Genomic DNA, 25,148 nt, shown 5'->3' on the forward strand with positions numbered 1-25,148 from the left:
ATACAATACCTTCAGGAACAAACCGCGTGCGATTATTTGCCCAATTGAGCTGGTACTTTCGTCGGGAGTGGCAACGCTACCTCGGTGCAGTCTGCCTGCTTATTATTATTGCCATTCTGCAACTGCTCCCGCCGAAAGTGGTGGGATACGTCGTGGACGGCGTGACCGAGCAGCATTACACCGCCGCACGGGTGATGATGTGGGTGGGGACGCTGGTGCTGACCGCGATAATTGTCTACCTGCTGCGCTACGTGTGGCGCGTGCTGCTGTTCGGGGCGTCCTATCAGCTGGCCGTTGAGCTACGCGAAGATTTTTACCGTCAGCTGAGCCGCCAGCATCCTGAATTTTACCTGCGCCATCGCACCGGGGATCTGATTGCCCGCGCGACCAATGACGTCGACCGCGTGGTCTTCGCCGCCGGGGAAGGGGTGTTGACCCTGGTCGATTCCCTGGTGATGGGCTGCGCGGTTCTGATCGTCATGTCGACCCAGATCAGCTGGCAGCTCACCCTGCTCGCGCTACTGCCGATGCCGCTGATGGCGCTCGCCATCAACCGCTACGGCGAAAAGCTGCATGAGCGCTTCAAGCTGGCGCAGGCGGCGTTTTCCTCCCTGAACGACCGCACGCAGGAGAGCATGACCAGCATCAGGATGATCAAAGCCTTTGGTCTGGAAGACCGTCAGTCAGCCCTGTTTGCCGCCGATGCCGCCGATACCGGGGCGAAAAACATGCGCGTGGCGCGGATTGACGCCCGGTTTGATCCCACAATTTATATCGCGATCGGTATGGCGAACCTGCTGGCCATTGGCGGCGGCAGCTGGATGGTGGTGCAGGGAACGATGACCCTCGGGCAACTCACCAGCTTTGCCATGTATCTGGGGCTGATGATCTGGCCGATGCTGGCTCTGGCATGGATGTTTAACATCGTGGAGCGCGGCAGCGCGGCCTATAGCCGTATCCGCGCCATGCTGGCTGAAGCGCCGGTCGTCAATGACGGCAGCGAAGCGGTTCCGCAGGGGCGTGGCATCGTGCAGGCGGACATCCGCGAGTTTCGCTATCCGCAGACGGAACATCCGGTGCTTGAGAACGTCACCTTTACGCTTGAGCCGGGTCAGATGATGGGGATTTGCGGCCCGACCGGGTCCGGCAAAAGCACGCTTCTGTCGCTGCTCCAGCGCCATTTCGATGTGACAAAGGGGGACATTCGTTTCCACACTCTTCCGCTGAGTAACCTGGTGCTGGACGAGTGGCGCAGTCGCCTGGCGGTGGTCAGCCAGACGCCGTTTTTATTCTCCGACACCATCGCCAATAACATCGCCCTCGGCTGCCCTTCGGCGACGCAGGAAGACATTGAGCATGTGGCGCGCTTAGCCAGCGTTCACGAGGATATTCTGCGCCTGCCGCAGGGTTATGAAACGGAAGTGGGCGAGCGCGGCGTTATGCTGTCTGGCGGGCAAAAACAACGTATCTCCATTGCCCGCGCGCTGCTCCTGAACGCGGAAATTCTGATCCTTGATGACGCGCTCTCCGCCGTTGATGGCCGAACGGAACATCAGATCCTGCACAACCTGCGCGAGTGGGGGGAAGGACGCACGGTGATCATCAGCGCGCACCGTTTGTCGGCGCTGACGGAGGCCAGTGAAATTCTGGTGCTGCAGCACGGGCACATTGTTCAGCGCGGGCAGCACGAGCAGCTGGTTGAATCGCCCGGCTGGTATCGCGATATGTACCGCTATCAGCAGCTTGAGGCGGCGCTGGACGATGCGCCGGAGCCGGAAAAGGAGGCGTCTGATGCGTAAATTTACCGCCCAGTGGCCGACGCTAAAACGCCTGCTGGCCTACGGTTCGCCGTGGCGAAAACCGCTGTCCATTGCCGTGGGGCTGTTGTGGATTGCGGCCATTGCCGAAGTGAGCGGTCCGCTACTCATCAGCTACTTCATCGATAATATGGTGGCGAAACGCGACCTGCCGCTGGGGCTGGTGGCGGGACTGGGCGTGGCCTATATCGGGCTTCAGTTAACGGCGGCCGGGCTGCACTATGCCCAATCGCTGCTGTTTAACCGCGCGGCCGTTGGCGTCGTGCAGCAGTTGCGTACGGATGTTATGGACGCGGCGCTGCGCCAGCCGCTCAGCGAATTTGATACCCAGCCGGTCGGGCAGGTGATCTCGCGCGTGACTAACGATACCGAAGTGATCCGCGATCTTTACGTCACCGTGGTCGCAACCGTCTTGCGAAGCGCGGCGCTGATTGGCGCGATGCTGGTGGCGATGTTTAGCCTCGACTGGCGGATGGCGCTGGTGGCGATAACCATCTTCCCGGCCGTCCTGACGGTGATGGTTATCTACCAGCGTTACAGCACGCCTATTGTTCGCCGGGTGCGCGCCTATCTGGCGGACATCAACGATGGCTTTAACGAAGTGATCAACGGCATGAGCGTTATTCAGCAGTTCCGCCAGCAGGCGCGCTTTGGCGAGCGGATGGGGGAAGCCAGCCGTTCGCACTATATGGCGAGAATGCAGACGCTGCGCCTCGACGGTTTTCTGTTACGCCCGCTGCTGAGCCTATTCTCGACGCTGGTGCTGTGTGGCCTGCTGATGCTGTTTGGCCTGACAACCCAGGGAACCATTGAGGTTGGGGTGCTGTACGCCTTTATCAGCTACCTTGGCCGCCTCAACGAGCCGCTGATTGAGCTGACGACGCAGCAGTCGATGCTCCAGCAGGCGGTCGTCGCCGGGGAACGCGTTTTTGAACTGATGGACAGACCGCGTCAGACCTACGGTGATGATGACCGCCCGCTGCAAAGCGGCAGCATTGCCTTTGATAACGTCTCCTTTGCCTATCGCGATGACCGGCTGGTGCTGCAGGACATCACCCTGGATATCCCCTCGCGCGGCTTTGTGGCCTTAGTGGGGCATACCGGCAGCGGCAAAAGCACGCTTGCCAGCCTGCTGATGGGCTACTACCCCTTAACGCAGGGAGAAATTCGTCTCGACGGGCGTCCTCTCGCATCATTAAGTCACAACACGCTGCGTAAGGGCGTCGCAATGGTGCAGCAGGATCCGGTCGTGCTGGCCGATACCTTCTTCGCCAACGTGACGCTCGGCCGACCCTTTACTCAGGAACAGGTCTGGGACGTGCTGGAAAAGGTGCAGCTGGCGGACCTGGCGCGGGGATTTAGCGACGGGATCAACACCAAACTGGGCGAGCAGGGCAACAATCTGTCCGTTGGGCAAAAGCAGCTTCTGGCGCTGGCGCGGGTGTTAATCGACACGCCGCAGGTGCTGATTCTGGATGAAGCCACGGCGAGCATTGATTCCGGCACCGAACAGGCGATCCAGCAGGCGCTGGCGGCCGTACGCGATCGTACGACGCTGGTGGCGATCGCCCACCGTCTTTCAACGATCGTGGATGCTGACATTATTCTGGTGCTGCACCGTGGACAGGTCGTGGAGCGCGGCACGCACAGAGCGCTACTCGAAGCGAAAGGGCGCTACTGGCAGATGTATCAGCTGCAGCTGGCCGGTGAAGAGCTGGCCGCCAGCACCCGTGAGGAAGCGTCCCTGAACGCCTGATGCACCATAATCAGGCATTGCGCCGACGGGCATATCCGTTGGTGCAAAAATGAAACGCACCGTGCACTGCCATGGTGCGTTTTTTTTCACCTGTTAAATGACAATCCCCGTCCTGCGTTCACCGCGCCGCTTTTTCCTCGCTTTTTCAATTCTGGCATACCGCTTGCAATAGCCTCTTCGTGCAGCTACGGCCAATACCGAATTCTGACTGGAGGGGATTTATGAAGCTCGTTACGGTGATTATTAAACCATTCAAACTTGAGGACGTGCGTGAAGCCCTGTCTTCCATGGGTATTCAGGGGCTGACGGTCACCGAAGTGAAAGGCTTTGGGCGTCAGAAAGGGCATGCCGAGCTTTATCGCGGCGCAGAGTACAGCGTTAACTTCCTGCCAAAAGTGAAGATTGATGTCGCAATCGCAGACGATCAGCTTGATGAAGTGATTGATATTATTAGCAAAGCTGCCTATACCGGCAAAATTGGCGACGGCAAAATTTTTGTTGCTGAACTGGAGCGCGTCATTCGCATCCGTACCGGCGAAAACGACGAAGCGGCTCTTTAATTAACGCCTGCATACAGTGATAGGGATCGAGAAAATGAAGATAGCAACGATTAAAACAGGTCTGGGGTCGCTGGCGCTGCTGCCGGGCCTCGCCATGGCTGCCCCTGCTGTGGCAGACAAAGCGGATAACGCTTTTATGATGATCTGCACCGCGCTGGTGCTGTTCATGACTATCCCGGGCATTGCGCTGTTTTACGGCGGCCTGATCCGCGGCAAAAACGTCCTCTCTATGCTGACGCAGGTGGCAGTGACGTTCGCGCTGGTCTGCGTGTTGTGGGTAGTGTACGGCTACTCGCTGGCCTTCGGGGAAGGCAACGCCTTCTTTGGTAACTTCAACTGGGCGATGCTGAAAAATATCGAGCTGACCGCCTTAATGGGCAGCTTCTACCAGTATATTCACGTCGCTTTCCAGGGGTCGTTCGCCTGTATTACCGTCGGGCTGATTGTCGGCGCGCTGGCCGAGCGCATTCGTTTCTCGGCGGTGCTGATTTTTGTGGTGGTCTGGCTGACGCTCTCCTACGTGCCAATTGCGCACATGGTCTGGGGCGGCGGTCTGCTGGCCTCCCACGGCGCGCTGGACTTTGCGGGCGGTACCGTTGTGCATATTAACGCTGCGGTGGCGGGCCTGGTCGGCGCATACCTGATCGGCAAGCGCGTGGGCTTTGGCAAAGAAGCATTCAAGCCGCATAACCTGCCGATGGTGTTTACCGGTACGGCAATTCTCTATTTTGGCTGGTTCGGCTTCAACGCCGGTTCAGCAAGTGCGGCTAACGAAATCGCGGCGCTGGCCTTTGTGAACACCGTGGTGGCTACCGCGGGCGCAATCCTCTCCTGGGTGTTTGGTGAGTGGGCGGTGCGCGGTAAACCTTCCCTGCTGGGTGCCTGTTCAGGTGCGATTGCCGGTCTGGTTGGTATTACCCCGGCCTGTGGGTATGTGGGCGTTGGCGGCGCGCTGCTGATCGGCATCGTGGCGGGTCTGGCCGGTCTGTGGGGCGTCACGGCCCTGAAGCGCGTACTGCGCGTGGACGATCCTTGCGACGTGTTTGGTGTGCACGGCGTCTGCGGCATTATCGGCTGTATCATGACGGGTATCTTCGCCTCAACCTCGCTCGGTGGCGTGGGCTACGCGGAAGGCGTGACCATGATGCATCAGGTGCTGGTTCAGCTGGAAAGTATTGCCATCACCGTGGTGTGGTCTGGCGTAGTGGCCTTTATCGGCTACAAGCTGGCGGACATGACCGTGGGTCTGCGCGTACCGGAAGAGCAGGAGCGCGAAGGGCTGGACGTCAACAGCCACGGCGAGAACGCCTATAACGCGTAACCAGAGTCCATTGCCTGGTGGCGCTGCGCTTACCGGGCCTGTGATTGTACTTTTGTAGGCCGGGTCAGGCGAAGCTGCCACCCGGCTTTTTTACGTCAACCGCGATTACGCATTACTCCTTCCTGCACCGTCGAGGCTACCAGGACGCCATCCTGGGTATAGAACTCGCCGCGCACAAACCCGCGTGCGCTGGATGCCGACGTACTCTCCACGCTGTAAAGCAGCCAGTCGTTCATGTCGAACGGACGATGGAACCACATGGAGTGGTCAATGGTTGCTACCTGCATCCCTTTTTCCAGGAAGCCAACACCGTGCGGCTGCAACGCGACTGGCAGGAAATTAAAATCAGAGGCATAGCCCAGCAGATACTGATGCACGCGGAAATCTTCCGGCACGCTGCCGTTGGCGCGGATCCACACCTGGCGTTTTGGCTCGGCGACGTGGCCCTTCATCGGGTTATGGAATTCGACGGGGCGGATCTCGAGCGGCTTATCGCAGAGAAACTTCTCTTTCGCCTGAGGCGGCAGCAGATGCGCCAGCGAGCGGGCGATGTCCGTCTCAGATTTCAAATCATCCGGTGCAGGCGCTGGCGGCATGGTCTTCTGATGCTCGTAGCCCGGTTCGGGTGCCTGGAACGAGGCGGTCATGTAGAAGATCGGCTTGCCGTGCTGGATCGCCGCCACGCGGCGGGCGCTAAAACTGTTGCCATCACGCAGGACTTCAACATCATAAACAATGGGTTTTGCGCTATCGCCCGGGCGAAGGAAGTAGCTGTGAAAGGAGTGCACCAGACGGTCCGTCGGGACGGTCTCCTTTGCGGCGTACAGCGCCTGGCCAACCACTTGCCCCCCGAAGACCTGGCGTAAACCTAAATCTTCGCTCTGTCCGCGATAGAGCCCTTCCTCAATTTTTTCCAGGTTCAGTAACGTCAGCAAGTTGTTCAGTGCTTGACTCATAATTGTCCTCAATATAACGCCGTGGCGAAAGATACGCTGAGTATAACGCAGAAATCTAAGTGGTCCGATGGGTAGATTAGTCTGAATATCTGGTCAAAATTAGGCATTAATCAGTGATTTGTGCCACACTTGAAAACGTTATGTGAATGTAAACGACATCGGATGGGATCGATCCCGCTGGTGCATTGATGATAAGGAGACTTCAATGAAACTCGTGCCTATGATAAGTGGTCTTGCGATGGCGGTTGCGCTGTCAGCCTGTGCCGATAAGAGCGCCGATGTAGCCGTTCCAACCGCTACCCCGGGTGGAGTAAGTACACTTTCGCAGCAAACCATTAAGCAGCCGAATGTTTCTGGTACGGTATGGATCCGTCAGAAAGTGGCTTTACCGCCTGACGCAGTCCTGACGGTTACGCTTTCCGACGCGTCTATGGCCGATGCCCCGTCTAAGGTGCTGGCACAGCGTGCGGTACGTACCGAGGGTAAACAGGCGCCGTTCAGCTTCGTGCTGCCGTTTAACCCGTCAGAGGTTCAGCCTAACGCGCGTATCCTGCTGAGTGCCGCGGTGACGATCAACGATAAGTTGGTCTTTATCACCGATACGGTTCAGGAAGTGATCAACAAAGGCGGCACCAAAGCCGACCTGACGCTGGTGCCTGTCCAGCAGACCGCCGTGCCGGTCGCGCCGCAGGCAAATCAGCCCGCGATGCCAACAAACCCTCCGACCCAGCTTTAATCGGCCTTTCGCCCTCTCTTTCGGGAGAGGGCGCTAATAGCGCCACCGATACTTCTGTATATCAATCTGCCCCTTTCCTGACACCTGGACCCCTTCTGCGAGCAGCGCCTGACGCTGACGCTGTAAATCCGGCCCTGTGAGCGAGATGGCGCCGTGGCGGTTCACCACCCGATGCCACGGAAGCGTGCTGCCTTCCGGCAGACGTTTAAGCACGCCGCCCACCTGTCGCGCCGCACGCGGTGATCCCGCCAGCCTGGCGACATCGCCATAGGTGGTGACAAACCCCTCCGGGATGGAGGCCACAATCTGCCACACGCGCTGCGGGAAAGAGTCGTGTTCGTCCATTACTGCTCCTGTCGGAATTGCGATTCTGGCGTTCAGAGGCCTGAAAAGAAGATAATACCTGATATTAAAGGGAAGTTTGCGCAATAAACCACCATCCAGTTGCGGGCGGCTTGCAATTAGGGTGCTGCATGGGGATAATGCGCCAGCGCGTTGGTTATCAACGCTCTCAATGGGGGCTCTGTTGGTTCTCCCGCAACGCTACTCTGTTCACCAGGTCAGGTCCGGAAGGAAGCAGCCAGGGCAGACGACGTGTGTGCCGGGATGTAGCTGGCAGGGCCCCCACCCATTTCTGCTCTCCAGACATTCTCACTCTTTCCTCCCTGTCGCCTTGACCCTGGAAACGGAATTAATCCACACAATTATTAGGATTATATTCCGCCGTGTAATATTTCTTTCATTCTCCTGAAATAATATTGTCATAAACCTGTAATAATAGACTGGCATTTTATTATTGGGCGTCTTTTTTCTGTCATAAGCAAAAAATATATATCTGGATAAGACTTACAACTTCGTGTATTAAATAAATAACTTATTGCGAAGGGATGTAACCATTATGGCTACTGCGGTATTAAACGTTAAAATTGATGAAGCGCTAAAAGAAAGACTTCGCCACTATGCCGAAGTGAATAATGAGAACCTGAGCGTGACCACAGAGAAACTGCTACTGCTGGCATTCGAAGCGGTAGAAGAGGCGGGAGTATCGGAAGAGGATATTGATAATCAGCATACGGAAGAAGAGAGCGTTTCTCCTTTTACTCCTAAAGAAATCAAAGCTCTACGAAAACTTCTGAAGAAGAGAAAATGAAACAACAACCCTCGACTGCCAGTGACTACAAAGAGGCCTGCGATCTGTTGCGTTCAGGCTATGTAAAACATGTTCGTCTTGGCTGGAATGTGGAAAGTGATGAGTTCTTTCGTATTGCGTCTGACTGGTGCGACACCGGCGCAAAAATAAAGAAAGAAGGTGAAAGTTTCGTTATTTCACTGAAGGGTTTCCCTATTCCTCCTCAGCACTAAATCCTGACCTGTGAAAACTGCTGACTGTTGCATGACAGTCAGCAGTTTTTATTATCCGCTTCGCTTAACCAATTATACCGGGCTTTGCTTCACGGGCGGCGTGGTGCCGTTTAGCGCCAGCCATAGCGGCTTAATTCTCAGCAGCGCCTGCTCAAGCTCCGCCGAATCGAGTGAAAAGGGCATACGGAGATAGCGGTCGAAGGCCCCTGAAAGCCCGAATCGCGTACCTGTTCCCAGATTAATTCCCAGCGCCTCCGCCCGGGCGGCAAGCTGTGTTGCCAGCATGCCGGGCAACTCAACCCAGTAGGAAAGCCCGCCCTCCGCTTCATTGAAGGTCCACTGCGGAAAATGCTCACGCAACAGCTCGCCGCAGCGGTCGCGGCGTTTCGCCAGCATGGCCCGGCGTGCGGGCAGAAAAGTCTCGCTGTTTTCGATAAGCCACTCCGTGGCCAGCTGTTCCAGCAGGGGAGAGCCCAAATCCAGCGTGTCGCGGGTCTGAACGAGGGTGGCAATCGTTCGCGACGACGCGCGGATCCACCCGAGCCGCAATCCTCCCCAGAAACTTTTTCCTGCCGAACCGAGCGTAATGACCGTGGCCTCGGGGTTGAACGCGGCCAGCGGCGGTGGCGGCGGGGCATCGAACCACAGATCGACCATGGTTTCGTCCACCACCAGCGGAGTGCGGGTTTTGGCGGCAATATCGGCTATCGCCTGGCGCGTTACGTTATCCATGCAGCGTCCGGTCGGATTATGGAAGTCCGGCATCAGGTACGCCAGACGCGGCGCGGTTTGCGCAAGCGTGGCGGCAAAACCGTCGGTGTCCCAGCCGGTTTCAGGCAGCGAGACGCCGACCGGCCTGCACAGCGCGCCCTGAATGGCGGCTATCGCCAGCGGGTACGTCGGATGATCCACCACCACGCGGTCGCCGGGGCCGGTCATCATGCGCAATACCAGGGCAAAACCGCTGACCGCACCGTTGACCACCATCACCTCATCCGCACGGGTGGGTAGCCCCCGCGCGGTGTAACGTGCCGCGATAGCTTCGCGCAGGGCAGGTAACCCCAGCTGATCATATCCGGTTAGGGTCAGGTGCTGGGCGATGGCCGTCAGCGCATGGGTGTAGGCCTGGTGAAGTTCAGGCCCGGCGCTGAGGGCGGCCGTTGACAGATCGAGCGCGACGCTTGCGGTGGAAAGCGTCGGGACGGCGCGGGTGTCCGGCAGGATCGCGCGCGAGCCGCTGCCGTGGCGGCTTTCCAGGTAGCCTTCTTCCCGCAGATGCGCCAGCGCGCTGCTGATGGTAGTCCGGCTGACGTTAAGCGAGGTCGCCAGTTCTCGCTCCCCCGGCAGGCGCGTATTGAGCGCCAGCCTGCCGTCAAGAATGAGCAGACGTAACGCATCAGCCAGCTGTCGCCAGAGCGGGGTGCGTGAGGAGGGTTGCTGCCAGTGGCCTAACAGGCGCACTAAAGACTGGCTGCCGAAGCGGCGTGATGACATATGCAGTCCACTATTTGAAAACTGGACATTAATCATAGTGCCATTTTCCGCCATGATGAACGCCTGATTCATTGTAGAGAGCAAATAATGGTACGTCGTCTGGTTCAACTTTATATCGGGCTGGGGCTGTATGGCCTGTCGACCGCGATGTTTATCCGTTCGGATCTGGGTGTCGATCCGTGGGATGTGTTTCACCTCGGGGTCGCGCTTCAGCTGGGAATGACCATCGGTACGGTGATTATCCTGACCGGGGCGGCGGTCTTGCTGCTGTGGATCCCGCTTCGCCAGCTTCCCGGGCTTGGGACGATCAGCAACGTGATCTGTATTGGCCTGGCGGCGGATGCTTCAATGGCGCTGATCCCGGAACTGACCTCGCTGCCGATCCGTATCGCCCTGCTGGTGTCTGGCATCGTGGTGAATGCCCTTGCAACCGGAATGTATATCGGCGCGGGCTTTGGCGCAGGCCCGCGCGACGGGCTGATGACCGGTATGCATGCGCGGTTTGGCTGGTCAATCCGGGTGGTGCGCACGGTGATTGAAGTCTCGGTGCTGGTGATTGGCATCGCGCTGGGCGGAACCTTTGGCGTCGGCACGGTGCTGTATGCATTGTCCATTGGCCCGCTCATTCAGCTCTGTATGCCGTGGTTTCTCCAGAAGCCGCGAGTGGGTAAGCCCGCGCGGGTGATGTAATAATGCGAAGCGCTCACAGGTATTCATAAGGCCGATGTGCCAGAATAGCGCATCTATTTTAACGATGTCAGAGTGCATGAAAGCGATCACCCTTTATGACGTAGCCCGCCTTGCGGGGGTTTCTTATCAGACGGTGTCCCGCGTCATTAACGAGGCAGAGCATGTCTCTGCCCGGACGCGGGAAAAGGTCCTGCGGGCCATGGCGGAGCTGCATTATGTCCCGAACCGCGGCGCGCAGCAGCTGGCCGGAAAGCGCACCCGCACGCTGGGGCTGATAACCACCGACCTTGCCCTCCACGCCCCGTCACAAATTGCCTCGGCGGTAAAATCCCGCGCGGGCGAGCAGGGGGCGAGCGTACTGATTTCGATGGTTGAACGCCCTGAGCAGTGTCAGGCCGCCCTGCAGGAGTTGCTGGCGCAGCGCGTGGATGCGCTGCTGGTCAACGTTCCGCTCGACGATCCGTACGCGGAACGGTTGCAGTCGATGGCCTCGCCCGTGCCGATACTGTTTCTTGATGTGGCCCCTTCCGCAGAGGTTAACAGTCTGGTCTTTGATGCCGTGCAGGGGGCGCGACTCGGGGCTGAGCATCTTCTCGCCCTCGGACACCGGCGGATTGCGCTGCTCAGCGGGCCCAACGATGCTGTCTCGGCGAAGGCGCGTCTCGCGGGCTGGCGCGACGTGCTGGCGCAGGCGGGTCTTCAGCCTGCTGGCGAAGCCTGCGGCGACTGGAGTGCCGCCTCGGGATACGAAAAAGGCCATCAGCTGTTATCGGGCGCGGAATTGCCCGAGGCCATCCTTGTGGCAAACGATCAGATGGCGCTGGGCGTGATACGCGCCTGTGCAGAAAAGGGGGTTGCCGTCCCCGGACAGATCGCGATCGTGGGGTTTGATGACACGGCCGACAGCGCCTGGTTCACGCCCCCGCTGACCACCATACGCCAGGCCTTCCGCGAGGCGGGCGAGCAAAGCGTGGAGTGGCTGCTGGCCCCGACGCAGGGCGAAACGCGCTGGCAGAAGCAGCTTCCCGTCACCCTGATTACCCGACAGTCCAGCGCCCCGCGCGCGCCTTTGCAGGCTGAACGTGAAGATCTGGCCCGGCAGCTAAGAAGCCTGGCCGTGCTGGCCGAGAAAATCGCGCGCGGGTAGATCTTTTGTGATCTGGCCCGCTTCCTTGCCGTCTGGCGCTTTACCCCCGCATGTTGCCAGGGCATGTTGACTAAAATTGTGAGCGCTTCGCAACGAGGTTATTATGTCCAATATACAGCCGCTGACCCTCAGCGCACTTCTGGCGCGTCGGGACTGGGAAAATCCCGGCGTTACGCAGTGGAATCGTCTGGCGGCCCATGCGCCGCTTCATAGCTGGCGCGACGAGCGGTGCGCCAGAGAGGACGAACATTCGCCGGGCAGGCGGTCACTGAACGGCGAATGGCGGTTTGCACTGTTCCCGGCCCCTGAGCAGGTTCCCGAGGCGTGGGTGACGGACGAACTGCCTGATGCCGTCGCGATGCCCGTGCCGTCTAACTGGCAGATGCAAGGGTTCGATACGCCCATCTACACCAACGTCACTTACCCTATCGCCGTCAATCCGCCGTTCGTTCCGGCTGAAAACCCCACGGGTTGTTACTCGCTCACATTTACTCCGGATGACGCCTGGCTGGAAAGCGGTCAAACCCGCATCATCTTTGATGGCGTGAATTCGGCGTTTCATCTGTGGTGCAACGGGGAGTGGATCGGCTATTCACAGGACAGCCGCCTGCCGGCCGAGTTTGATCTCTCCACCGCGCTGCGTCCCGGGGAAAACCGCCTGGCGGTGATGGTGTTACGCTGGTGCGACGGGAGCTATCTCGAAGACCAGGATATGTGGCGCATGAGCGGTATCTTCCGCGACGTGACGCTGCTGCACAAGCCCGGGACGCAGATTGCCGATTATACCGTGGCGACCGATCTGAACGCCGAGTGTGACCGCGCGGTGCTAAAGGTTGACGTCGCCTTGGCCGGTGCCCGCTATGCGGATTGCAGCGTGGCGTTAACGCTGTGGCGCAACGGCGAACCGTGCGCCAGCGCCTGCCAGCGTCCTGGCTCCGCTATCGTGGATGAACGTGGCCGCTGGGATGAGCGGCTGACGGTGTCGATGCCTGTCGATGCTCCCGCCCTCTGGAGCGCGGAAACCCCCGAGCTGTATCGTCTGACGCTTGCGCTCCAGGATAGTGAGGGCAAGGTGGTGGAGGTGGAGGCCTGCGATGTCGGCTTTCGTCGGGTTGAAATCAGCAATGGTCTGCTGAAGCTAAACGGCAAACCGCTGTTGATCCGCGGCGTGAACCGCCATGAACACCACCCTGAGCGAGGGCAGGTGATGGATGAAGCCACAATGCGCCGCGATATTGAATTGATGAAGCAGCACAATTTTAATGCCGTACGCTGCTCGCACTATCCGAACCATCCGCTGTGGTACTCCCTGTGCGATCGCTATGGGCTGTACGTGGTCGACGAGGCCAATATCGAAACGCACGGCATGGTGCCGATGAGCCGCCTCGCTGACGATCCGCGCTGGCTTCCCGCCATGAGCGAGCGCGTGACCCGCATGGTGCAGCGCGATCGCAACCACCCGTCGATCATCATCTGGTCATTGGGCAATGAGTCCGGGCATGGGGCCAACCACGATGCGCTGTATCGCTGGATCAAAACCACCGATCCGACGCGTCCGGTGCAGTATGAAGGCGGCGGGGCAAACACGGCGGCGACGGATATTGTGTGCCCGATGTACGCCCGCGTTGATTGCGATCAGCCGTTCCCGGCGGTTCCTAAGTGGTCGATCAAGAAATGGATCGGTATGCCGGATGAAACGCGTCCGCTGATCCTCTGCGAATACGCCCATGCGATGGGCAACAGCTTCGGTGGCTTCGCCAAATACTGGCAGGCGTTTCGCGACCATCCGCGCCTACAGGGCGGGTTTGTCTGGGACTGGGTTGACCAGGCGCTGACCAAAAAAGACGAAAACGGTAACAAGTTCTGGGCCTACGGCGGCGATTTCGGCGATAAGCCAAACGACCGGCAGTTTTGCCTGAACGGGCTGGTTTTTCCGGATCGTACTCCGCATCCGGCGCTGTATGAGGCCCAGCGCGCCCAGCAATTCTTCACGTTCAGGCTGGCGAGCACCTCCCCGCTGGTGGTTGAAGTGCAAAGCGATTATCTGTTCCGCAACACCGATAATGAGCGACTGAATTGGTCCATTGCGCGTGACGGCGAGGTGCTGGCCTCCGGCGAGATAGCGCTGTGCATTGCGCCGCAGCGCACGCAGCGTCTGGCGATCGACCAGCCTGCGCTAGCCGCGTCGCCGGGCGAGGTCTGGCTTAACGTTGAGGTCGTCCAGCCGCGGGCGACGCCATGGTCACGGGAAAACCATCGCTGCGCCTGGGATCAGTGGCCGCTTGCGGCTCCGCTGTACATCCCGCCGTCAAAACCCAAAGGCAGTGCGCCGGTTCTGGTGACGCGCGATGATCGACTTGAAATTACGCACCGGCATCAGCAGTGGCTGTTTGATCGCGTCTCAGGACACCTTTCCGGGTGGCGGAACCGTGGCGCGGAAACGCTGCTTACGCCGCTGACGGATAACTTTACGCGTGCCCCGCTGGATAACGATATCGGCGTCAGCGAAGCCACGCGCATCGATCCCAATGCCTGGGTCGAGCGCTGGAAGGCGGCGGGAATGTACGATGTTACCCCGCGCCTGCTGCACTGCGAGGCGGAACAACGGGCTGGCGAGGCGGTCGTGACCACGCGTCATGTCTGGGAGCATCGCGGCAAGGCGTTATTCCTGAGTCACAAGATCTGGCGGATTGATGATGAAGGCATCCTGCACGGGGAGGTCCAGGTGCAGGTTGCGGCGGATATCCCCGAGCCAGCGCGGATTGGCCTGAGCGTTCAGCTTGCGCAGACGCCTGAAACCGTACAGTGGCTGGGGTCAGGACCGCTGGAAAACTACCCGGACCGTAAGCTGGCGGCACAGCAGGGGCGCTGGACGTTACCGCTGCACGCCATGCAGACGCCGTACATCTTCCCGACGGAAAACGGCCTGCGCTGCGACACGCGCGAACTGGATTTCGGTGCGCATGCGCTGCGGGGGCGTTTCCACTTCTCCGTCAGCCGTCATAGCCAGAAGCAGCTTCGTGAGACAACGCACCAGCATTTTCTGCGCGATGAGCCGGGCTGCTGGCTGAGCCTGGATGCTTTCCATATGGGCGTGGGGGGCGATGATTCGTGGAGCCCGAGCGTGTCACCGGAATTTATCCTGCAACACCGTCAGTTGCGCTATAGCTTTAGCTGGCAACAACGCGACCGTTAATCTGCACGACGCGGCCACCCAGCGTGGCCGCACTTACTCAGGCTGATGCGGGTCGAGATTGCGTTCGGCCCACAGAATAAACTCCATCTTTGGCAGCGCCTTGCTGTAGTACCAGCCTTGTCCATACTGCACGCCGTGACGATGCAGCCACGCAAGCTGGCCTTCAGTCTCAATCCCTTCCGCAACCATCGCCAGCTTCAGCGATTTTGCCATTTCGATGATGTGCGGCGTGACGTTTTTGTACTCCAGCGCATCGACAAAGGATTTGTCGATCTTGAGCGTATCGACGTCCAGATCCTGCAAATAACTCAGGCTGGAGTAGCCGGTACCAAAATCATCGATATAGATAGCATGCCCTGAACGGCGGAATGCGGCGATGGCCGGGGCGCTGACGGTGGGATCGGCAAAGCCGCGTTCGGTCAGCTCCAGGGCTATCTGCCGGGGATGAACCTCCCATTTGTTCAGCAGGCTGTGCAGCAGCGGGGGGATCTTGCCTGAGGTCAAATCCGCAGGCGCAAGGTTAATCGAAATGTGCTGGTCAGGATGCAGATGAAGCCAGTGCCCCATATCCTCGAACACCTTTTCGATAACCAGTTGGGTCAGCTGTGAAATAAGGCCCGTCTGCTCGGCCAGCGGCACAAAGATATCCGGTGACAGGCTGCTGCCGTCAGGCTGGGGCCAGCGGCTCAGCGCTTCGGCACCGACGACTTTACCGCTGTCCAGGTCCACAATAGGCTGGTAGTGAACCACAAAATCGCGGCTGTTAAGGGCATCCTGCAGACGGTTCTTCGGAGACTGAAGGCGGCGCAGGATCCGCAGGACAAACAGCGCCGCGAGCAGGCTGACCAGTATCCCGAAGGGAAGCCAGACAAAAAGCTGCCGGTGCCAGGACGCTTCCAGCGGTTTTAACGCCGCCCACGTCACCACCGTAAAGCCCAGGTCGGGAACCGCTTTCGCAACGTACATCGAACCGTTGAACTGCAAACGTGCAGGCGTCAGCGTTTCCAGCTGATGGCGAATCTGCGGCTCGAGCGTGTCACTGCTGGCAAAGACAATGTGATTATCGTGACCAATCAGAGCCGCATCCATACGCACGGCGCCAAAGGGGATCACATCGACCAGCGATTCAGGATCGATCATCACCAGATAATTTCCCTTTCCCATCACCGCCATGTAGTGATTAAAGCCCAGATCGTTTTGCGTGGTCAGCCAGGCGTCATAGCCATCATGCGTGGTGCGTATTGGCGGTGGAAAGGGGGCGGCGGCGCTGGTCTGTTCCAGAGAGGAGCAGCGTGGCTTCAGATTCTCAGCGTAAATCACTTCCTGGATATAACGTAAGGAGAAGGCAACCCGCCGCATTTCACGCAGATGCAGACGGCTGCACGGGGGATAGGGCAGGGCCTGAAGCTGTGAAAGCGCGTCTTTCGCCTGCTCAACCACTTTATCCGTGCGCAGCAGCACGCGCGATGCATAACCGTCGAGCGCGTCCACAAATTTCTCTTCCGCCTGACGGTGTGCCAGCCAGATGCTGAGGCAAATGGGGACCAGCACCGAAAAAATCAGTATACCTGTTACCAGACTGACCAGATGTCGGGTTCTCATGCGGTTGTATCCTTCCTCATATGTCCGCCCCGGGGCGCTGAGTAAGCCCTTCAGAAGAGAAAGACGTTATCGTCAAATAATACCGTATAGCGCGTCAAAGCGATTGATTTTAGCTCAGAAAAGGGGATGCAGGACAGATCGCTGTCAACGCGATGCGTGATTGAGGGTTGTTTTTACGCCAGCGCTCGGATATCATTTTGTTATGTTATAACAATACATGAAGAGTCCACGATGAAACCAAATATCCATCCTGCCTATCGCACCGTTGTGTTTCATGACACCAGTGCCAACGAATACTTTAAGGTCGGTTCGACCATCAAAACGGACCGCGAAATTGAACTCGACGATGAAACCTATCCGTATATCACCATCGAGGTCTCTTCAAAATCGCATCCGTTCTATACCGGTAAGCAAAAAACGTTCTCGACGGACGGCAGCGCAGCACGCTTCCGCAAGCGTTTTGGCGGCTTTCTTAATGCGAAGCGAGGTTAACCATGCAGGTACTTAACTCGCTGCGCAGCGCCAAACAGCGCCATCCCGACTGCCAGATCGTCAAACGCAAGGGACGTCTGTACGTCATTTGCAAATCTAACCCGCGCTTTAAAGCGGTACAGGGACGCAAAAAAAGGCGTTAGAGGCGCGCATCTCGCCACTTCTCCAGGGATCTTACCTGCTTGCCATCGGCGCTGAAATTGTCGGTGGCAAGCCATTTCTCAAAGGCGACCGCCAGCCCGGGCCACTCTTTATCAATGATTGAAAACCAGTCCGTATCCCGGTTATGACCTTTCGTGACCAGCGCCTGACGAAAGCGTCCTTCATACTGAAAGCCCAGACGCAGCGCCGCTTTGCGGGATGGCTCGTTAAGGCTGTTGCACTTCCATTCGTAGCGTCGATAGCCCAGCGTATCAAAGACATAACGCATCAGCAGAGCGTGCGCTTCGGTGGACATTACCGTGCGGCTGAGCAGCGGTGAAAAATGCACATGACCCACTTCGACAACCCCGTTGGCGGGATCGATACGCATCAGCGCCAGCGTGCCGACCGGAGACTGCGTCTGATTATCAATCACCGTGAAATGCATGGGATCAGAGAGTTCACAGACGCTTTCGACCCAACCGGCAAACGCGTCGGCGGTGGCATCGGGTTCGCGCAGCAGCCACGTCCAGCTGCGCGTGTCTTCCGCCAGCTGATAGGCGGAAAACAGCGCCTGTGCGTGCCCGACGCATAAAGGTTCAAGTCGACAATAGCGGCCCGTCAGTACCACTCGCTCAGGATGGGGGCGTGGCTGCCAGTCTTCCAGTGCATCGCCCATCGGTTGTCCAAACGCATTGATTGTATTCATTGTTTTCCCCGTCATCGTCAGTAGACCCTCAGAGTAGATAAGTTCTGGTTCCTTAAAAAGCACCACTGAGTTATGTTTTGGTGGTACCACGGGAGAGAAAAATGAATATACCTGGCGATGAATTTCATGCCCTGTTAAGGGATGCGCTCGACGCGCGTGAAGACGAGACGCTGCAGCGCACCCTGTATCTGACGCTGCGGGAGGCGATTTTGGGCGGCAGGCTCCGCGCCGATAGCCGCCTGCCAGGCTCACGCACCGTTGCGCAGCAGCTTAACCTCTCGCGCAACACTGTCAATGCGGCCCTGGAGCAGCTCACGCTCGAAGGGTATTTGCTGCGTAACCGTCAGGGAACGCGCGTGGCGCAGCTGGCTCCGCGCGCTATCGCCAGGGATTTACCCGAGCCTGCGGTCACGCTTGCAAAACGTGTGACCCTGCTGCCGACACCCACGCCCCGCGACACGCCAGTTATGGCATTGACCCCCGGCACGCCTGCTATCAATTATTTCCCGCTGCCTTTGTGGCGACGCCTGTACGATCGCGTTTTGCGGGAGGAGGGCAGCGCCCTGCTGGGCTATGGCGACCCGGCGGGTGAACCGGCGTTGCGCGAGGCCATCGCCCGTCACCTGGCCCTTTCCCGGGGGATTAACTGCGAGGCCAGCCAGATAGTCATCACCGAGGGGGCGCTGGAGGGCGTTAACCTCTGCACTCAACTGCTCAGCGAGCCAGGCGACGTCGCCTGGGTGGAGAACCCCGGCTATGCCGGAGCAAAAAGCGCGTTTGCCAAATCCGGCGTAAGGATGGTGGGTATGCCGGTGGACGACGCGGGAATGCGCTGGGAAGCACAGCCCGCGCCTGCCCCGTCGCTGATTTTTACCTCGCCTTCCCATCAGTTTCCCTATGGGAGCGTACTCAGCGCGCGCCGACGCCTGGCGCTGCTTGAGCTGGCGCAGCACCACAAGGCGTGGATCATCGAGGATGACTACGATAGCGAGTTTCGTTACGCCGGTGAGCCGGTTCCGGCGATGCTCGGGATGATAAAAAACGCGCCGGTGGTTTATCTCGGGACGTTCAGTAAAACGCTTTTTCCGTCGCTGCGGATTGGTTTTATGGTTCTCCCGCCTGCGCTGGCAAAGGCCACGGGACATGCTATCGGCTCGCTGCTGCGCGGCGGTCATCGCGCCGAGCAGCGCACGCTGGCGCTGTTTATTGAGGAGGGGCATTATGCGCGGCATCTTGCGGCGATGCGCAGACTCTACCGTAAACGCTACCGACAGCTTCGCGAGACGCTAAGCGCGGAACTGCACGCTGAACATCGCGTACTGGCGGGAGAGGGGGGCATGCATCTTACCGTGGCGATTGAGGGCATCGACGACAGCGAAATAGCACAGCAGGCGAGAGCCTTCCAGCTGGCACCGGCGGCTCTGAGCGGATATTACCTTGAGACGAAGCAGGGGCAAACCGGCCTGGTGCTGGGGTACGGTAATACCTCTGCCTCGCAGTTCACACCCGCTGTCAGGCGTTTACAGCAGCTGATTGTGCAGCAGCGGGGCGGGAAAGGGTGAAGACGTCATAGAAAGAGAGTTGCCCCTTGGTCGAGACCATTTTTTGCAGCTGCTCTTTTTGCCTGATATCGACCGACGGCGAATGAAGAATGTTGTCGATCAGCTCCGACGGCACATAGCGCGTGTTATACCATTCGCCGTTATAACAGACCCGGAAATCAAGCACGTCGATATCTTCATAGCGATAGCGCGGATTAACGTCAAAAAAGAAGAACGCGTTAAACACCACAAAGAGCACCACCAGAAGCCAGACCGAGTCAGCAAGCGTTGCGGAGGTCATCATGACAACCAGCGTGGCCAGCCAGGCGGCGTACATGGCAACAAACAGTCCCGGATGTTTGCGGATAAAGCTGATGCTAAAGCGCGGGCGATTGTCGCGCTTTTCACGGGTGTTGAGATCGTCGATGGTGGCGGTGAGCAGGCGCTGTATCTCTGTCATTTTTTGCCTTCATGAATCGTGAAAATACAGGGGATCTGCTCATTTTAGGGGAGCGGCCGGGGGGAGGAAAGTAACAGTTATGGGGTGAAAAGCCATAACAGTTACGTCTGGCAGGCTTACAGCATCTTAATGATCTTCGCCGGGTTACCGCCCACCACGGCATTCGCCGGAACGTCTTTGACCACGACTGCGCCGGAGGCGATCACCGCGTTATCGCCGATCGTCACGCCAGGGTTGATTACCGCGCGTCCGCCAATCCAGACGTTGTTGCCGATGGTCACCGGTTTGCCATATTCAGCCCCGCTATTGCGCTCTGTCGGATCCAGCGGGTGGGTGGCCGTATAGATATGCACGCCCGGTGCAAGCATACAGTTATCGCCAATATGGACAGGGCAGACGTCTAACATCACGCAGTCAAAGTTGGCGTAAAAATCGTTGCCCAGAAAAATGTTGTAGCCATAGTCACACCGAAAGCTCGGCTCTATATATGCGCCTTCGCTTTGCCCCAGCAGTTCCTTCAGCAAGGCCGTGCGTTCTGCTTTCTCATCAGGTGCGGTGTGGTTATAACGATGCAGCAGATGACGCGCGCGCAACCGATCGGCCCGTAGCGTTTCATCGCCAGGGCGATACAGCTCGCCCGCAATCATCTTTCGTTTTTCTTCACTCATGGGAACCTCTCAGCATTTGTTGATGACCTAAAGGTAAAAGGAATTCAACATAAAGGGAACGTTCCCAAAAGGCAGGTGTGACGATAGTCACAACATTGTTGTGAGTGATTCTTCACTCGGGGACCTGTGTGTCACACAGGGGGGCGTAACGCGAAAGGGAATCCCACTAACATTGACGTAGACACTCTACAGCCAGGTACAAAAATTAACGGACAAATTTCCATACGGAAGACGGTATTTTGTCATAAAGCTTATTCATGGTTAACTCGGCCAGGCGATGATCCGCTGCTGAGTAAAATACAGCCAGTTCGTTATCAGAAAGCTCATATTTATTTTTTTCGATAACACGTTCAAGCGTGTCCAGTGACTGACAACGTCGCAAGCGCATCAAATAATCGATCTTGGTTAATGGTTTTTCAGACATAAATTCACCTTAGTCATTGTAATAATTTTAACAGGAAAGGCTAACAGGATTAGCTCGACTTGCATTGATGAAACAACGGAATAGCCGATTTCCTGATTTACGCCATTTCTGCAAATCCTGTGCGTTAATGCCGTAACTGCTGAACAACATAAAGGTGTCATCCAGATATTCATCAATTTGCTCAATCAGCTTATTATCTTCATTGTACTTAATTTTATAATTAAGTGCGAAGGTGGCGATATGCTCTATCAGCTCATTAAGCTGCAAATTGATGGCCGAGGTGGGGTCGTTAACCCACCCATGGTTACTTTCATCAAGATTGGCAAGACAGTCATGGTACAAGGATTCGCAGAGAAATTTCAACTGCGCAATATCATGCCTTTTTGGCGAGTACTCGTCCATAGCGCATCCCCTTTTGAGTGATTTCTTACTCACCGAACAACATTGTCGGGATGGATACAACTCACTTAGCCACGCGGGTGCTGTGTTCCTGATATCTCTAACTATAAGCCACTCTGATCAAGATTTCACCGCGCTATTACGAAAAATTACAATTAAAAGCGGCCTCTGCGATCTTCTACGCAAATGTGCGTTCGGGCCGGCATTTTTTTATCCCGATAACCTTATTTTTTCAGGGCTTCCTTATGTTTCATTGAGTTAGCTTAACGCCATTAGATGTCCAGATTCAGACTTCTCTCTCTGTTGCACAAAAAACCAGGAATGTTCCTAATAATGTATGCGAAGAAATAGAAATAAAAAAATTCTAAATTCGCCTGTTAAATTTTCAGTTAATTATGATATGCCTTTTCACGATGGCGGAAAATATACAGAACCGCAATAAGCGTAATTTATGATTTTAATCAGAAAGAAAAAAGGCCGCAAATGCGGCCTTTTTATCAGGTGAAACCGGTATCAGTGACGTTCTACCGGGTGACTATGCTCAACATCTTCATTCTTGCGGCTGAAGCGGCGGCGTACCACCACGAAGAACACCGGCACGAAGAAGATTGCCAGAACGGTCGCGGTCACCATCCCGCCCATTACGCCCGTACCTACGGCGTTCTGCGCGCCGGAACCGGCACCGGAACTGATAACCAGCGGCAGCACCCCGAGGATGAACGCCAGCGAGGTCATCAGGATGGGACGCAGACGCATACGTACGGCGTCAAGCGTGGCTTCAATCAGGCCTTTACCCTCTTTCTCCATCAGATCCTTGGCGAATTCCACGATAAGTATCGCGTTCTTCGCCGACAGCCCAATGGTTGTTAGCAGGCCCACCTGGAAGTAAACGTCGTTGGTTAACCCGCGGAACGTAGCGGCCAGCAGCGCACCGATAACCCCCAGCGGAACCACCAGCATAACCGAGAACGGAATCGACCAGCTCTCATACAGCGCCGCCAGACAGAGGAAGACCACGATCAGCGAGATGGCGTACAGGGCAGGGGCCTGGTTGCCGGACAGACGTTCCTGATAGGACATGCCGGTCCAGTCATAGCCGATCCCCGCTGGCAGTTTGCTGGCCAGCTGCTCCATCATCGCCATCGCTTCACCGGTACTCTTACCTTCTGCAGCCTGACCGAGGATTTCCATCGATGGCAGGCCGTTATAGCGTTCCAGACGCGGTGAACCGTATTCCCAGTGCGAGGTAGAGAAGGCGGAGAACGGCACCATCTGACCATCGCTACCGCGAACGTACCAGTTGTTGATATCGTTCGGCAGCATACGGTATTTCGCTTCCGACATGACGTACACTTTCTTCACGCGACCGCGGTCGATGAAGTCGTTGACGTAGCTACCGCCCCAGGCTGCACCCAGCGTGGTATTAATGTCGCTGATGGACACACCCAGCGCCTGCGCTTTTTCCTGATCGACGTCGATCTTGTACTGCGGCGTATCTTCCAGGCCGTTAGGACGCACGCCGGTCAGCAGGTCAGGGTGTTTCGCAACTTCCCCAAACAGCTGGTTACGCGCCTGAGTCAGTTTCTCATGGCCTAAACCGCCCTGGTCAATCAGCTGGAAGTCGAAGCCGGTTGCCGTACCCAGCTCAACGATTGCCGGCAGGTTGAACGCGAACACCATCGCATCTTTGATCTGCGAGAAGGTGCCCATCGCGCGGCCGGTAATTGCTTCTACCTTGTTCTCTTTACCCGGACGCTCGGACCAGTCTTTCAGAGAGACGAAGGCGATACCGGTGTTCTGACCACGACCCGCAAAGCCAAAGCCGTTAACCGCAAACACGGATTCAACGTTGTCTTTTTCCTTGGTCAGGAAGTAATCGGTCATCTCATCCAGCACCTTCTGGGTACGCTCTTGCGAGGCACCTGCAGGAAGCTGAGCCATACTCAGGAATACGCCCTGGTCTTCGTCTGGCAGGAACGAGCTTGGCAGACGAACGAACAGGAAGGCCATGCCCACCACGATGATGATATAGAGCAGCAGGTAACGACCGGTGCTGCGCAGGATGCTGCCCACGCTGTCGGTGTAGTGGTTCGTGCTCTTGTCAAACATGCGGTTGAACCAGCCAAAGAAGCCTTTATGCTCGCCGTGGCCACCTTTCTGAATTGGCTTCAGCATGGTGGCACACAGAGCTGGCGTCAGGATCAACGCCACCAGCACCGACAGGGCCATCGCGGAAACGATGGTGATCGAGAACTGGCGGTAAATCGCCCCGGTGGAGCCACCGAAGAAGGCCATCGGGATAAATACCGCAGACAGTACCATCGCGATACCGACCAGCGCGCCCTGGATCTGGCCCATCGACTTACGGGTTGCTTCCTTCGGCGGCAGGCCTTCTTCCGCCATCACACGCTCGACGTTCTCGACCACCACGATGGCGTCATCCACCAACAGGCCGATGGCGAGCACCATCCCGAACATCGTCAGGGTGTTTATCGAGTAGCCAAATATCGCCAGGATCGCGAAGGTCCCGAGCAGTACAACCGGCACGGCGATGGTTGGGATCAGCGTTGCACGGAAGTTCTGCAGGAACAGATACATGACCAGGAACACGAGGATGATCGCTTCAACCAGCGTTTTCACCACTTCGTGAATGGAGATTTGCACGAACGGCGTGGTGTCATACGGGTAAACGATTTTCAGACCTGACGGGAAGAAAGGTTCCATCTTCTTCAGCTCTGCACGGATCGCTGCCGCGGTGTCCAGGGCGTTAGCGCCGGTTGCCAGTTTGATACCCAGACCGGAAGCCGGTTTGCCGTTGAACTTGGCGATAACGTCGTAGTTTTCACCGCCCAGTTCCACTTTCGCCACGTCGCGCAGGCGAACCTGAGAACCGTCCGGATTCACTTTCAGCAGAATTTTGCCGAACTCATCCGCAGAGGTCAGACGCGTTTGTGCAATGATCGAGGCGTTAAGCTGCTGGCCCTTCACCGGCGGCGTACCGCCTAACTGACCGGCTGCAACCTGGGCGTTCTGCGCTTTAATAGCGCTGATCACGTCAACCGGCGTCAGCTGGAAGTTGTTCAGTTTGTTCGGATCCATCCAGATACGCATCGCGTACTGGGAACCGAACAGCTGCACGTCACCCACACCGGACGTACGGCTGATCACGTCCTTCATGTTGGCGCCTACGTAGTCGGAAATATCCTCCTGCGTCATGGTGCCGTTGGTGTTGATAACGCCAACAACCATCAGGAAGCTACTGGACGATTTCTCGACGCTTACACCCTGCTGTTGTACTTCCTGCGGCAGCAGCGGCATCGCCAGCTGCAGTTTGTTCTGCACCTGAACCTGCGCGATATCGGCATCAGTGCCTGACTCGAAGGTCAGGGTGATCTGAACCGTACCGGTTGAGTCACTGTTTGAGGACATGTACATCAGGTTATCGATACCGTTCATGTTCTGTTCGATAACCTGTGTCACGGTGTCCTGCACCGTTTTGGCATCAGCCCCTGGGTAGGTTGCGGAGATCGTCACTGCCGGTGGCGCAATCGTTGGATATTGCGCGACAGGCAGCTTCAGGATCGCAAGTCCCCCGGCTAGCATGATGATAATGGCGATCACCCATGCAAATATGGGGCGATCGATAAAGAAATTAGGCATGTCTTAACGGCTCCTGT

22 protein-coding genes, 1 other RNA gene and 1 pseudogene are annotated in these 25,148 nt (G+C 57.4%); 14 read left to right on the forward strand and 10 right to left on the reverse strand.

Annotated elements, in window-relative coordinates:
* Positions 1-26 precede the first annotated feature (26 nt).
* From QLG21_RS05845 to amtB, 4 genes are all read left to right on the forward strand, one after another.
* A complete protein-coding gene (locus QLG21_RS05845; RefSeq protein WP_282484046.1) occupies positions 27-1,799 on the forward strand; it encodes a SmdA family multidrug ABC transporter permease/ATP-binding protein in 1,773 nt (590 codons plus the stop codon).
* Entirely contained in the window at positions 1,792-3,573 is a 1,782-nt protein-coding gene (locus tag QLG21_RS05850; RefSeq protein ID WP_137849195.1) for a SmdB family multidrug efflux ABC transporter permease/ATP-binding protein, read from the forward strand. The genes QLG21_RS05845 and QLG21_RS05850 overlap by 8 nt, the downstream gene beginning before the upstream one ends.
* A gap of 221 nt (positions 3,574-3,794) precedes the next feature.
* The gene (glnK, locus tag QLG21_RS05855) at positions 3,795-4,133 is read left to right on the forward strand and encodes a P-II family nitrogen regulator (protein WP_006176921.1); all 339 of its coding nucleotides are present in this window, start codon (positions 3,795-3,797) and stop codon (positions 4,131-4,133) included.
* Positions 4,134-4,167: 34 nt separating this feature from the next.
* A complete protein-coding gene (amtB, locus tag QLG21_RS05860; protein ID WP_042320831.1) occupies positions 4,168-5,454 on the forward strand; it encodes an ammonium transporter AmtB in 1,287 nt (428 codons plus the stop codon).
* Between the two features lie 95 nt (positions 5,455-5,549).
* On the opposite strand, the gene tesB is transcribed toward amtB, so the two are convergent.
* Positions 5,550-6,410, reverse strand: a complete 861-nt coding sequence (gene tesB / locus QLG21_RS05865) for an acyl-CoA thioesterase II (RefSeq protein ID WP_006176923.1) — start codon at positions 6,408-6,410, stop codon at positions 5,550-5,552.
* Positions 6,411-6,615: 205 nt separating this feature from the next.
* Here tesB and QLG21_RS05870 point away from each other — a divergent pair, with 205 nt between their 5' ends.
* Entirely contained in the window at positions 6,616-7,146 is a 531-nt protein-coding gene (locus QLG21_RS05870) for a YbaY family lipoprotein (protein WP_137849194.1), read from the forward strand.
* 33 nt (positions 7,147-7,179) lie between these two features.
* Here the strand turns inward: QLG21_RS05870 and QLG21_RS05875 are convergent.
* A pseudogene (locus QLG21_RS05875) lies at positions 7,180-7,491 on the reverse strand (MGMT family protein); the annotation flags it as partial.
* A 179-nt stretch (positions 7,492-7,670) separates the two neighbouring features.
* Here QLG21_RS05875 and ffs point away from each other — a divergent pair.
* The 3 genes from ffs to QLG21_RS05890 all read left to right on the forward strand — a co-directional run bounded on the left by ffs (position 7,671) and on the right by QLG21_RS05890 (position 8,508).
* Positions 7,671-7,767: signal recognition particle sRNA small type (gene ffs, locus QLG21_RS05880), an RNA gene on the forward strand.
* Positions 7,768-8,044: 277 nt separating this feature from the next.
* Entirely contained in the window at positions 8,045-8,296 is a 252-nt protein-coding gene (locus QLG21_RS05885; protein ID WP_006176926.1) for a hypothetical protein, read from the forward strand.
* Positions 8,293-8,508 (forward strand): hypothetical protein, encoded by a 216-nt coding sequence (locus tag QLG21_RS05890; RefSeq protein WP_006176927.1) that lies wholly within the window; start codon positions 8,293-8,295, stop codon positions 8,506-8,508. Before QLG21_RS05885 ends, QLG21_RS05890 begins: the two co-directional genes overlap by 4 nt.
* Positions 8,509-8,580: 72 nt before the next feature.
* Here the strand turns inward: QLG21_RS05890 and QLG21_RS05895 are convergent, their stop codons facing one another.
* Entirely contained in the window at positions 8,581-10,002 is a 1,422-nt protein-coding gene (locus QLG21_RS05895; protein ID WP_102892085.1) for a PLP-dependent aminotransferase family protein, read from the reverse strand.
* 87 nt (positions 10,003-10,089) lie between these two features.
* On the opposite strand from QLG21_RS05895, the gene QLG21_RS05900 reads away from it, so the two are divergent.
* From QLG21_RS05900 to QLG21_RS05910, 3 genes are all read left to right on the forward strand, one after another.
* Positions 10,090-10,692 carry a hypothetical protein gene (locus QLG21_RS05900; RefSeq protein ID WP_282484047.1) on the forward strand — a complete coding sequence of 201 codons (603 nt, stop codon included), beginning with the start codon at positions 10,090-10,092 and terminating at the stop codon, positions 10,690-10,692.
* A gap of 76 nt (positions 10,693-10,768) precedes the next feature.
* A complete protein-coding gene (locus QLG21_RS05905; RefSeq protein ID WP_282484048.1) occupies positions 10,769-11,839 on the forward strand; it encodes a LacI family DNA-binding transcriptional regulator in 1,071 nt (356 codons plus the stop codon).
* A 103-nt stretch (positions 11,840-11,942) separates the two neighbouring features.
* Positions 11,943-15,035, forward strand: coding sequence for a beta-galactosidase (locus tag QLG21_RS05910; RefSeq protein ID WP_282484049.1), 3,093 nt, complete (start codon positions 11,943-11,945; stop codon positions 15,033-15,035).
* A 33-nt stretch (positions 15,036-15,068) separates the two neighbouring features.
* Here QLG21_RS05910 and QLG21_RS05915 read toward each other — a convergent pair whose 3' ends face one another.
* The gene (locus QLG21_RS05915; RefSeq protein ID WP_282484050.1) at positions 15,069-16,637 is read right to left on the reverse strand and encodes an EAL domain-containing protein; all 1,569 of its coding nucleotides are present in this window, start codon (positions 16,635-16,637) and stop codon (positions 15,069-15,071) included.
* A gap of 231 nt (positions 16,638-16,868) precedes the next feature.
* On the opposite strand from QLG21_RS05915, the gene QLG21_RS05920 reads away from it, so the two are divergent.
* Both QLG21_RS05920 and ykgO read left to right on the forward strand, forming a co-directional pair.
* Entirely contained in the window at positions 16,869-17,129 is a 261-nt protein-coding gene (locus tag QLG21_RS05920) for a type B 50S ribosomal protein L31 (protein ID WP_282484051.1), read from the forward strand.
* Positions 17,130-17,131: 2 nt separating this feature from the next.
* Positions 17,132-17,272, forward strand: coding sequence for a type B 50S ribosomal protein L36 (gene ykgO / locus QLG21_RS05925; protein ID WP_003859006.1), 141 nt, complete (start codon positions 17,132-17,134; stop codon positions 17,270-17,272).
* On the opposite strand, the gene QLG21_RS05930 is transcribed toward ykgO, so the two are convergent.
* Positions 17,269-17,979, reverse strand: a complete 711-nt coding sequence (locus QLG21_RS05930; protein ID WP_058609365.1) for a GNAT family protein — start codon at positions 17,977-17,979, stop codon at positions 17,269-17,271. The two genes, ykgO and QLG21_RS05930, sit on opposite strands and share 4 nt — an antisense overlap.
* A 101-nt stretch (positions 17,980-18,080) precedes the next feature.
* Here QLG21_RS05930 and QLG21_RS05935 point away from each other — a divergent pair, with 101 nt between their 5' ends.
* Entirely contained in the window at positions 18,081-19,541 is a 1,461-nt protein-coding gene (locus tag QLG21_RS05935) for a PLP-dependent aminotransferase family protein (protein ID WP_137849188.1), read from the forward strand.
* Here QLG21_RS05935 and QLG21_RS05940 read toward each other — a convergent pair.
* The 5 genes from QLG21_RS05940 to acrB form a co-directional block, all read right to left on the reverse strand.
* Positions 19,492-19,980, reverse strand: coding sequence for a YlaC family protein (locus QLG21_RS05940; RefSeq protein ID WP_042320836.1), 489 nt, complete (start codon positions 19,978-19,980; stop codon positions 19,492-19,494). The two genes, QLG21_RS05935 and QLG21_RS05940, sit on opposite strands and share 50 nt — an antisense overlap.
* Before the next feature lie 116 nt (positions 19,981-20,096).
* Positions 20,097-20,648, reverse strand: a complete 552-nt coding sequence (gene maa, locus QLG21_RS05945) for a maltose O-acetyltransferase (protein WP_102891332.1) — start codon at positions 20,646-20,648, stop codon at positions 20,097-20,099.
* A 205-nt stretch (positions 20,649-20,853) separates the two neighbouring features.
* Entirely contained in the window at positions 20,854-21,072 is a 219-nt protein-coding gene (locus QLG21_RS05950; protein WP_006176938.1) for an HHA domain-containing protein, read from the reverse strand.
* Positions 21,073-21,099: 27 nt separating this feature from the next.
* Positions 21,100-21,474 (reverse strand): Hha toxicity modulator TomB, encoded by a 375-nt coding sequence (tomB, locus tag QLG21_RS05955; RefSeq protein ID WP_006176939.1) that lies wholly within the window; start codon positions 21,472-21,474, stop codon positions 21,100-21,102.
* A gap of 510 nt (positions 21,475-21,984) precedes the next feature.
* Positions 21,985-25,131: a multidrug efflux RND transporter permease subunit AcrB gene (acrB, locus tag QLG21_RS05960; RefSeq protein ID WP_282484052.1), complete on the reverse strand. Its 3,147-nt coding sequence runs from the start codon at positions 25,129-25,131 to the stop codon at positions 21,985-21,987.
* Between the last annotated feature and the right edge of the window lie 17 nt (positions 25,132-25,148).

Source organism: Enterobacter sp. V87_3, assembly GCF_029967835.1.
Classification (GTDB): domain Bacteria; phylum Pseudomonadota; class Gammaproteobacteria; order Enterobacterales; family Enterobacteriaceae; genus Enterobacter; species Enterobacter cancerogenus.

What these genes read in the sequence shown, in the direction of transcription:
- QLG21_RS05850 (WP_137849195.1), top strand. Translation starts at nt 1,792, where the DNA reads ATGCGTAAATTTACCGCCCAGTGGCCGACGCTAAAACGCCTGCTGGCC.
- glnK (WP_006176921.1), top strand. Translation starts at nt 3,795, where the DNA reads ATGAAGCTCGTTACGGTGATTATTAAACCATTCAAACTTGAGGACGTG.
- amtB (WP_042320831.1), top strand. Translation starts at nt 4,168, where the DNA reads ATGAAGATAGCAACGATTAAAACAGGTCTGGGGTCGCTGGCGCTGCTG.
- tesB (WP_006176923.1), bottom strand. Translation starts at nt 6,410, where the DNA reads ATGAGTCAAGCACTGAACAACTTGCTGACGTTACTGAACCTGGAAAAA.
- QLG21_RS05870 (WP_137849194.1), top strand. Translation starts at nt 6,616, where the DNA reads ATGAAACTCGTGCCTATGATAAGTGGTCTTGCGATGGCGGTTGCGCTG.
- QLG21_RS05885 (WP_006176926.1), top strand. Translation starts at nt 8,045, where the DNA reads ATGGCTACTGCGGTATTAAACGTTAAAATTGATGAAGCGCTAAAAGAA.
- QLG21_RS05890 (WP_006176927.1), top strand. Translation starts at nt 8,293, where the DNA reads ATGAAACAACAACCCTCGACTGCCAGTGACTACAAAGAGGCCTGCGAT.
- QLG21_RS05895 (WP_102892085.1), bottom strand. Translation starts at nt 10,002, where the DNA reads ATGTCATCACGCCGCTTCGGCAGCCAGTCTTTAGTGCGCCTGTTAGGC.
- QLG21_RS05900 (WP_282484047.1), top strand. Translation starts at nt 10,090, where the DNA reads ATGGTACGTCGTCTGGTTCAACTTTATATCGGGCTGGGGCTGTATGGC.
- QLG21_RS05905 (WP_282484048.1), top strand. Translation starts at nt 10,769, where the DNA reads ATGAAAGCGATCACCCTTTATGACGTAGCCCGCCTTGCGGGGGTTTCT.
- QLG21_RS05910 (WP_282484049.1), top strand. Translation starts at nt 11,943, where the DNA reads ATGTCCAATATACAGCCGCTGACCCTCAGCGCACTTCTGGCGCGTCGG.
- QLG21_RS05915 (WP_282484050.1), bottom strand. Translation starts at nt 16,637, where the DNA reads ATGAGAACCCGACATCTGGTCAGTCTGGTAACAGGTATACTGATTTTT.
- QLG21_RS05920 (WP_282484051.1), top strand. Translation starts at nt 16,869, where the DNA reads ATGAAACCAAATATCCATCCTGCCTATCGCACCGTTGTGTTTCATGAC.
- ykgO (WP_003859006.1), top strand. Translation starts at nt 17,132, where the DNA reads ATGCAGGTACTTAACTCGCTGCGCAGCGCCAAACAGCGCCATCCCGAC.
- QLG21_RS05930 (WP_058609365.1), bottom strand. Translation starts at nt 17,979, where the DNA reads ATGAATACAATCAATGCGTTTGGACAACCGATGGGCGATGCACTGGAA.
- QLG21_RS05935 (WP_137849188.1), top strand. Translation starts at nt 18,081, where the DNA reads ATGAATATACCTGGCGATGAATTTCATGCCCTGTTAAGGGATGCGCTC.
- QLG21_RS05940 (WP_042320836.1), bottom strand. Translation starts at nt 19,980, where the DNA reads ATGACAGAGATACAGCGCCTGCTCACCGCCACCATCGACGATCTCAAC.
- maa (WP_102891332.1), bottom strand. Translation starts at nt 20,648, where the DNA reads ATGAGTGAAGAAAAACGAAAGATGATTGCGGGCGAGCTGTATCGCCCT.
- QLG21_RS05950 (WP_006176938.1), bottom strand. Translation starts at nt 21,072, where the DNA reads ATGTCTGAAAAACCATTAACCAAGATCGATTATTTGATGCGCTTGCGA.
- tomB (WP_006176939.1), bottom strand. Translation starts at nt 21,474, where the DNA reads ATGGACGAGTACTCGCCAAAAAGGCATGATATTGCGCAGTTGAAATTT.
- acrB (WP_282484052.1), bottom strand. Translation starts at nt 25,131, where the DNA reads ATGCCTAATTTCTTTATCGATCGCCCCATATTTGCATGGGTGATCGCC.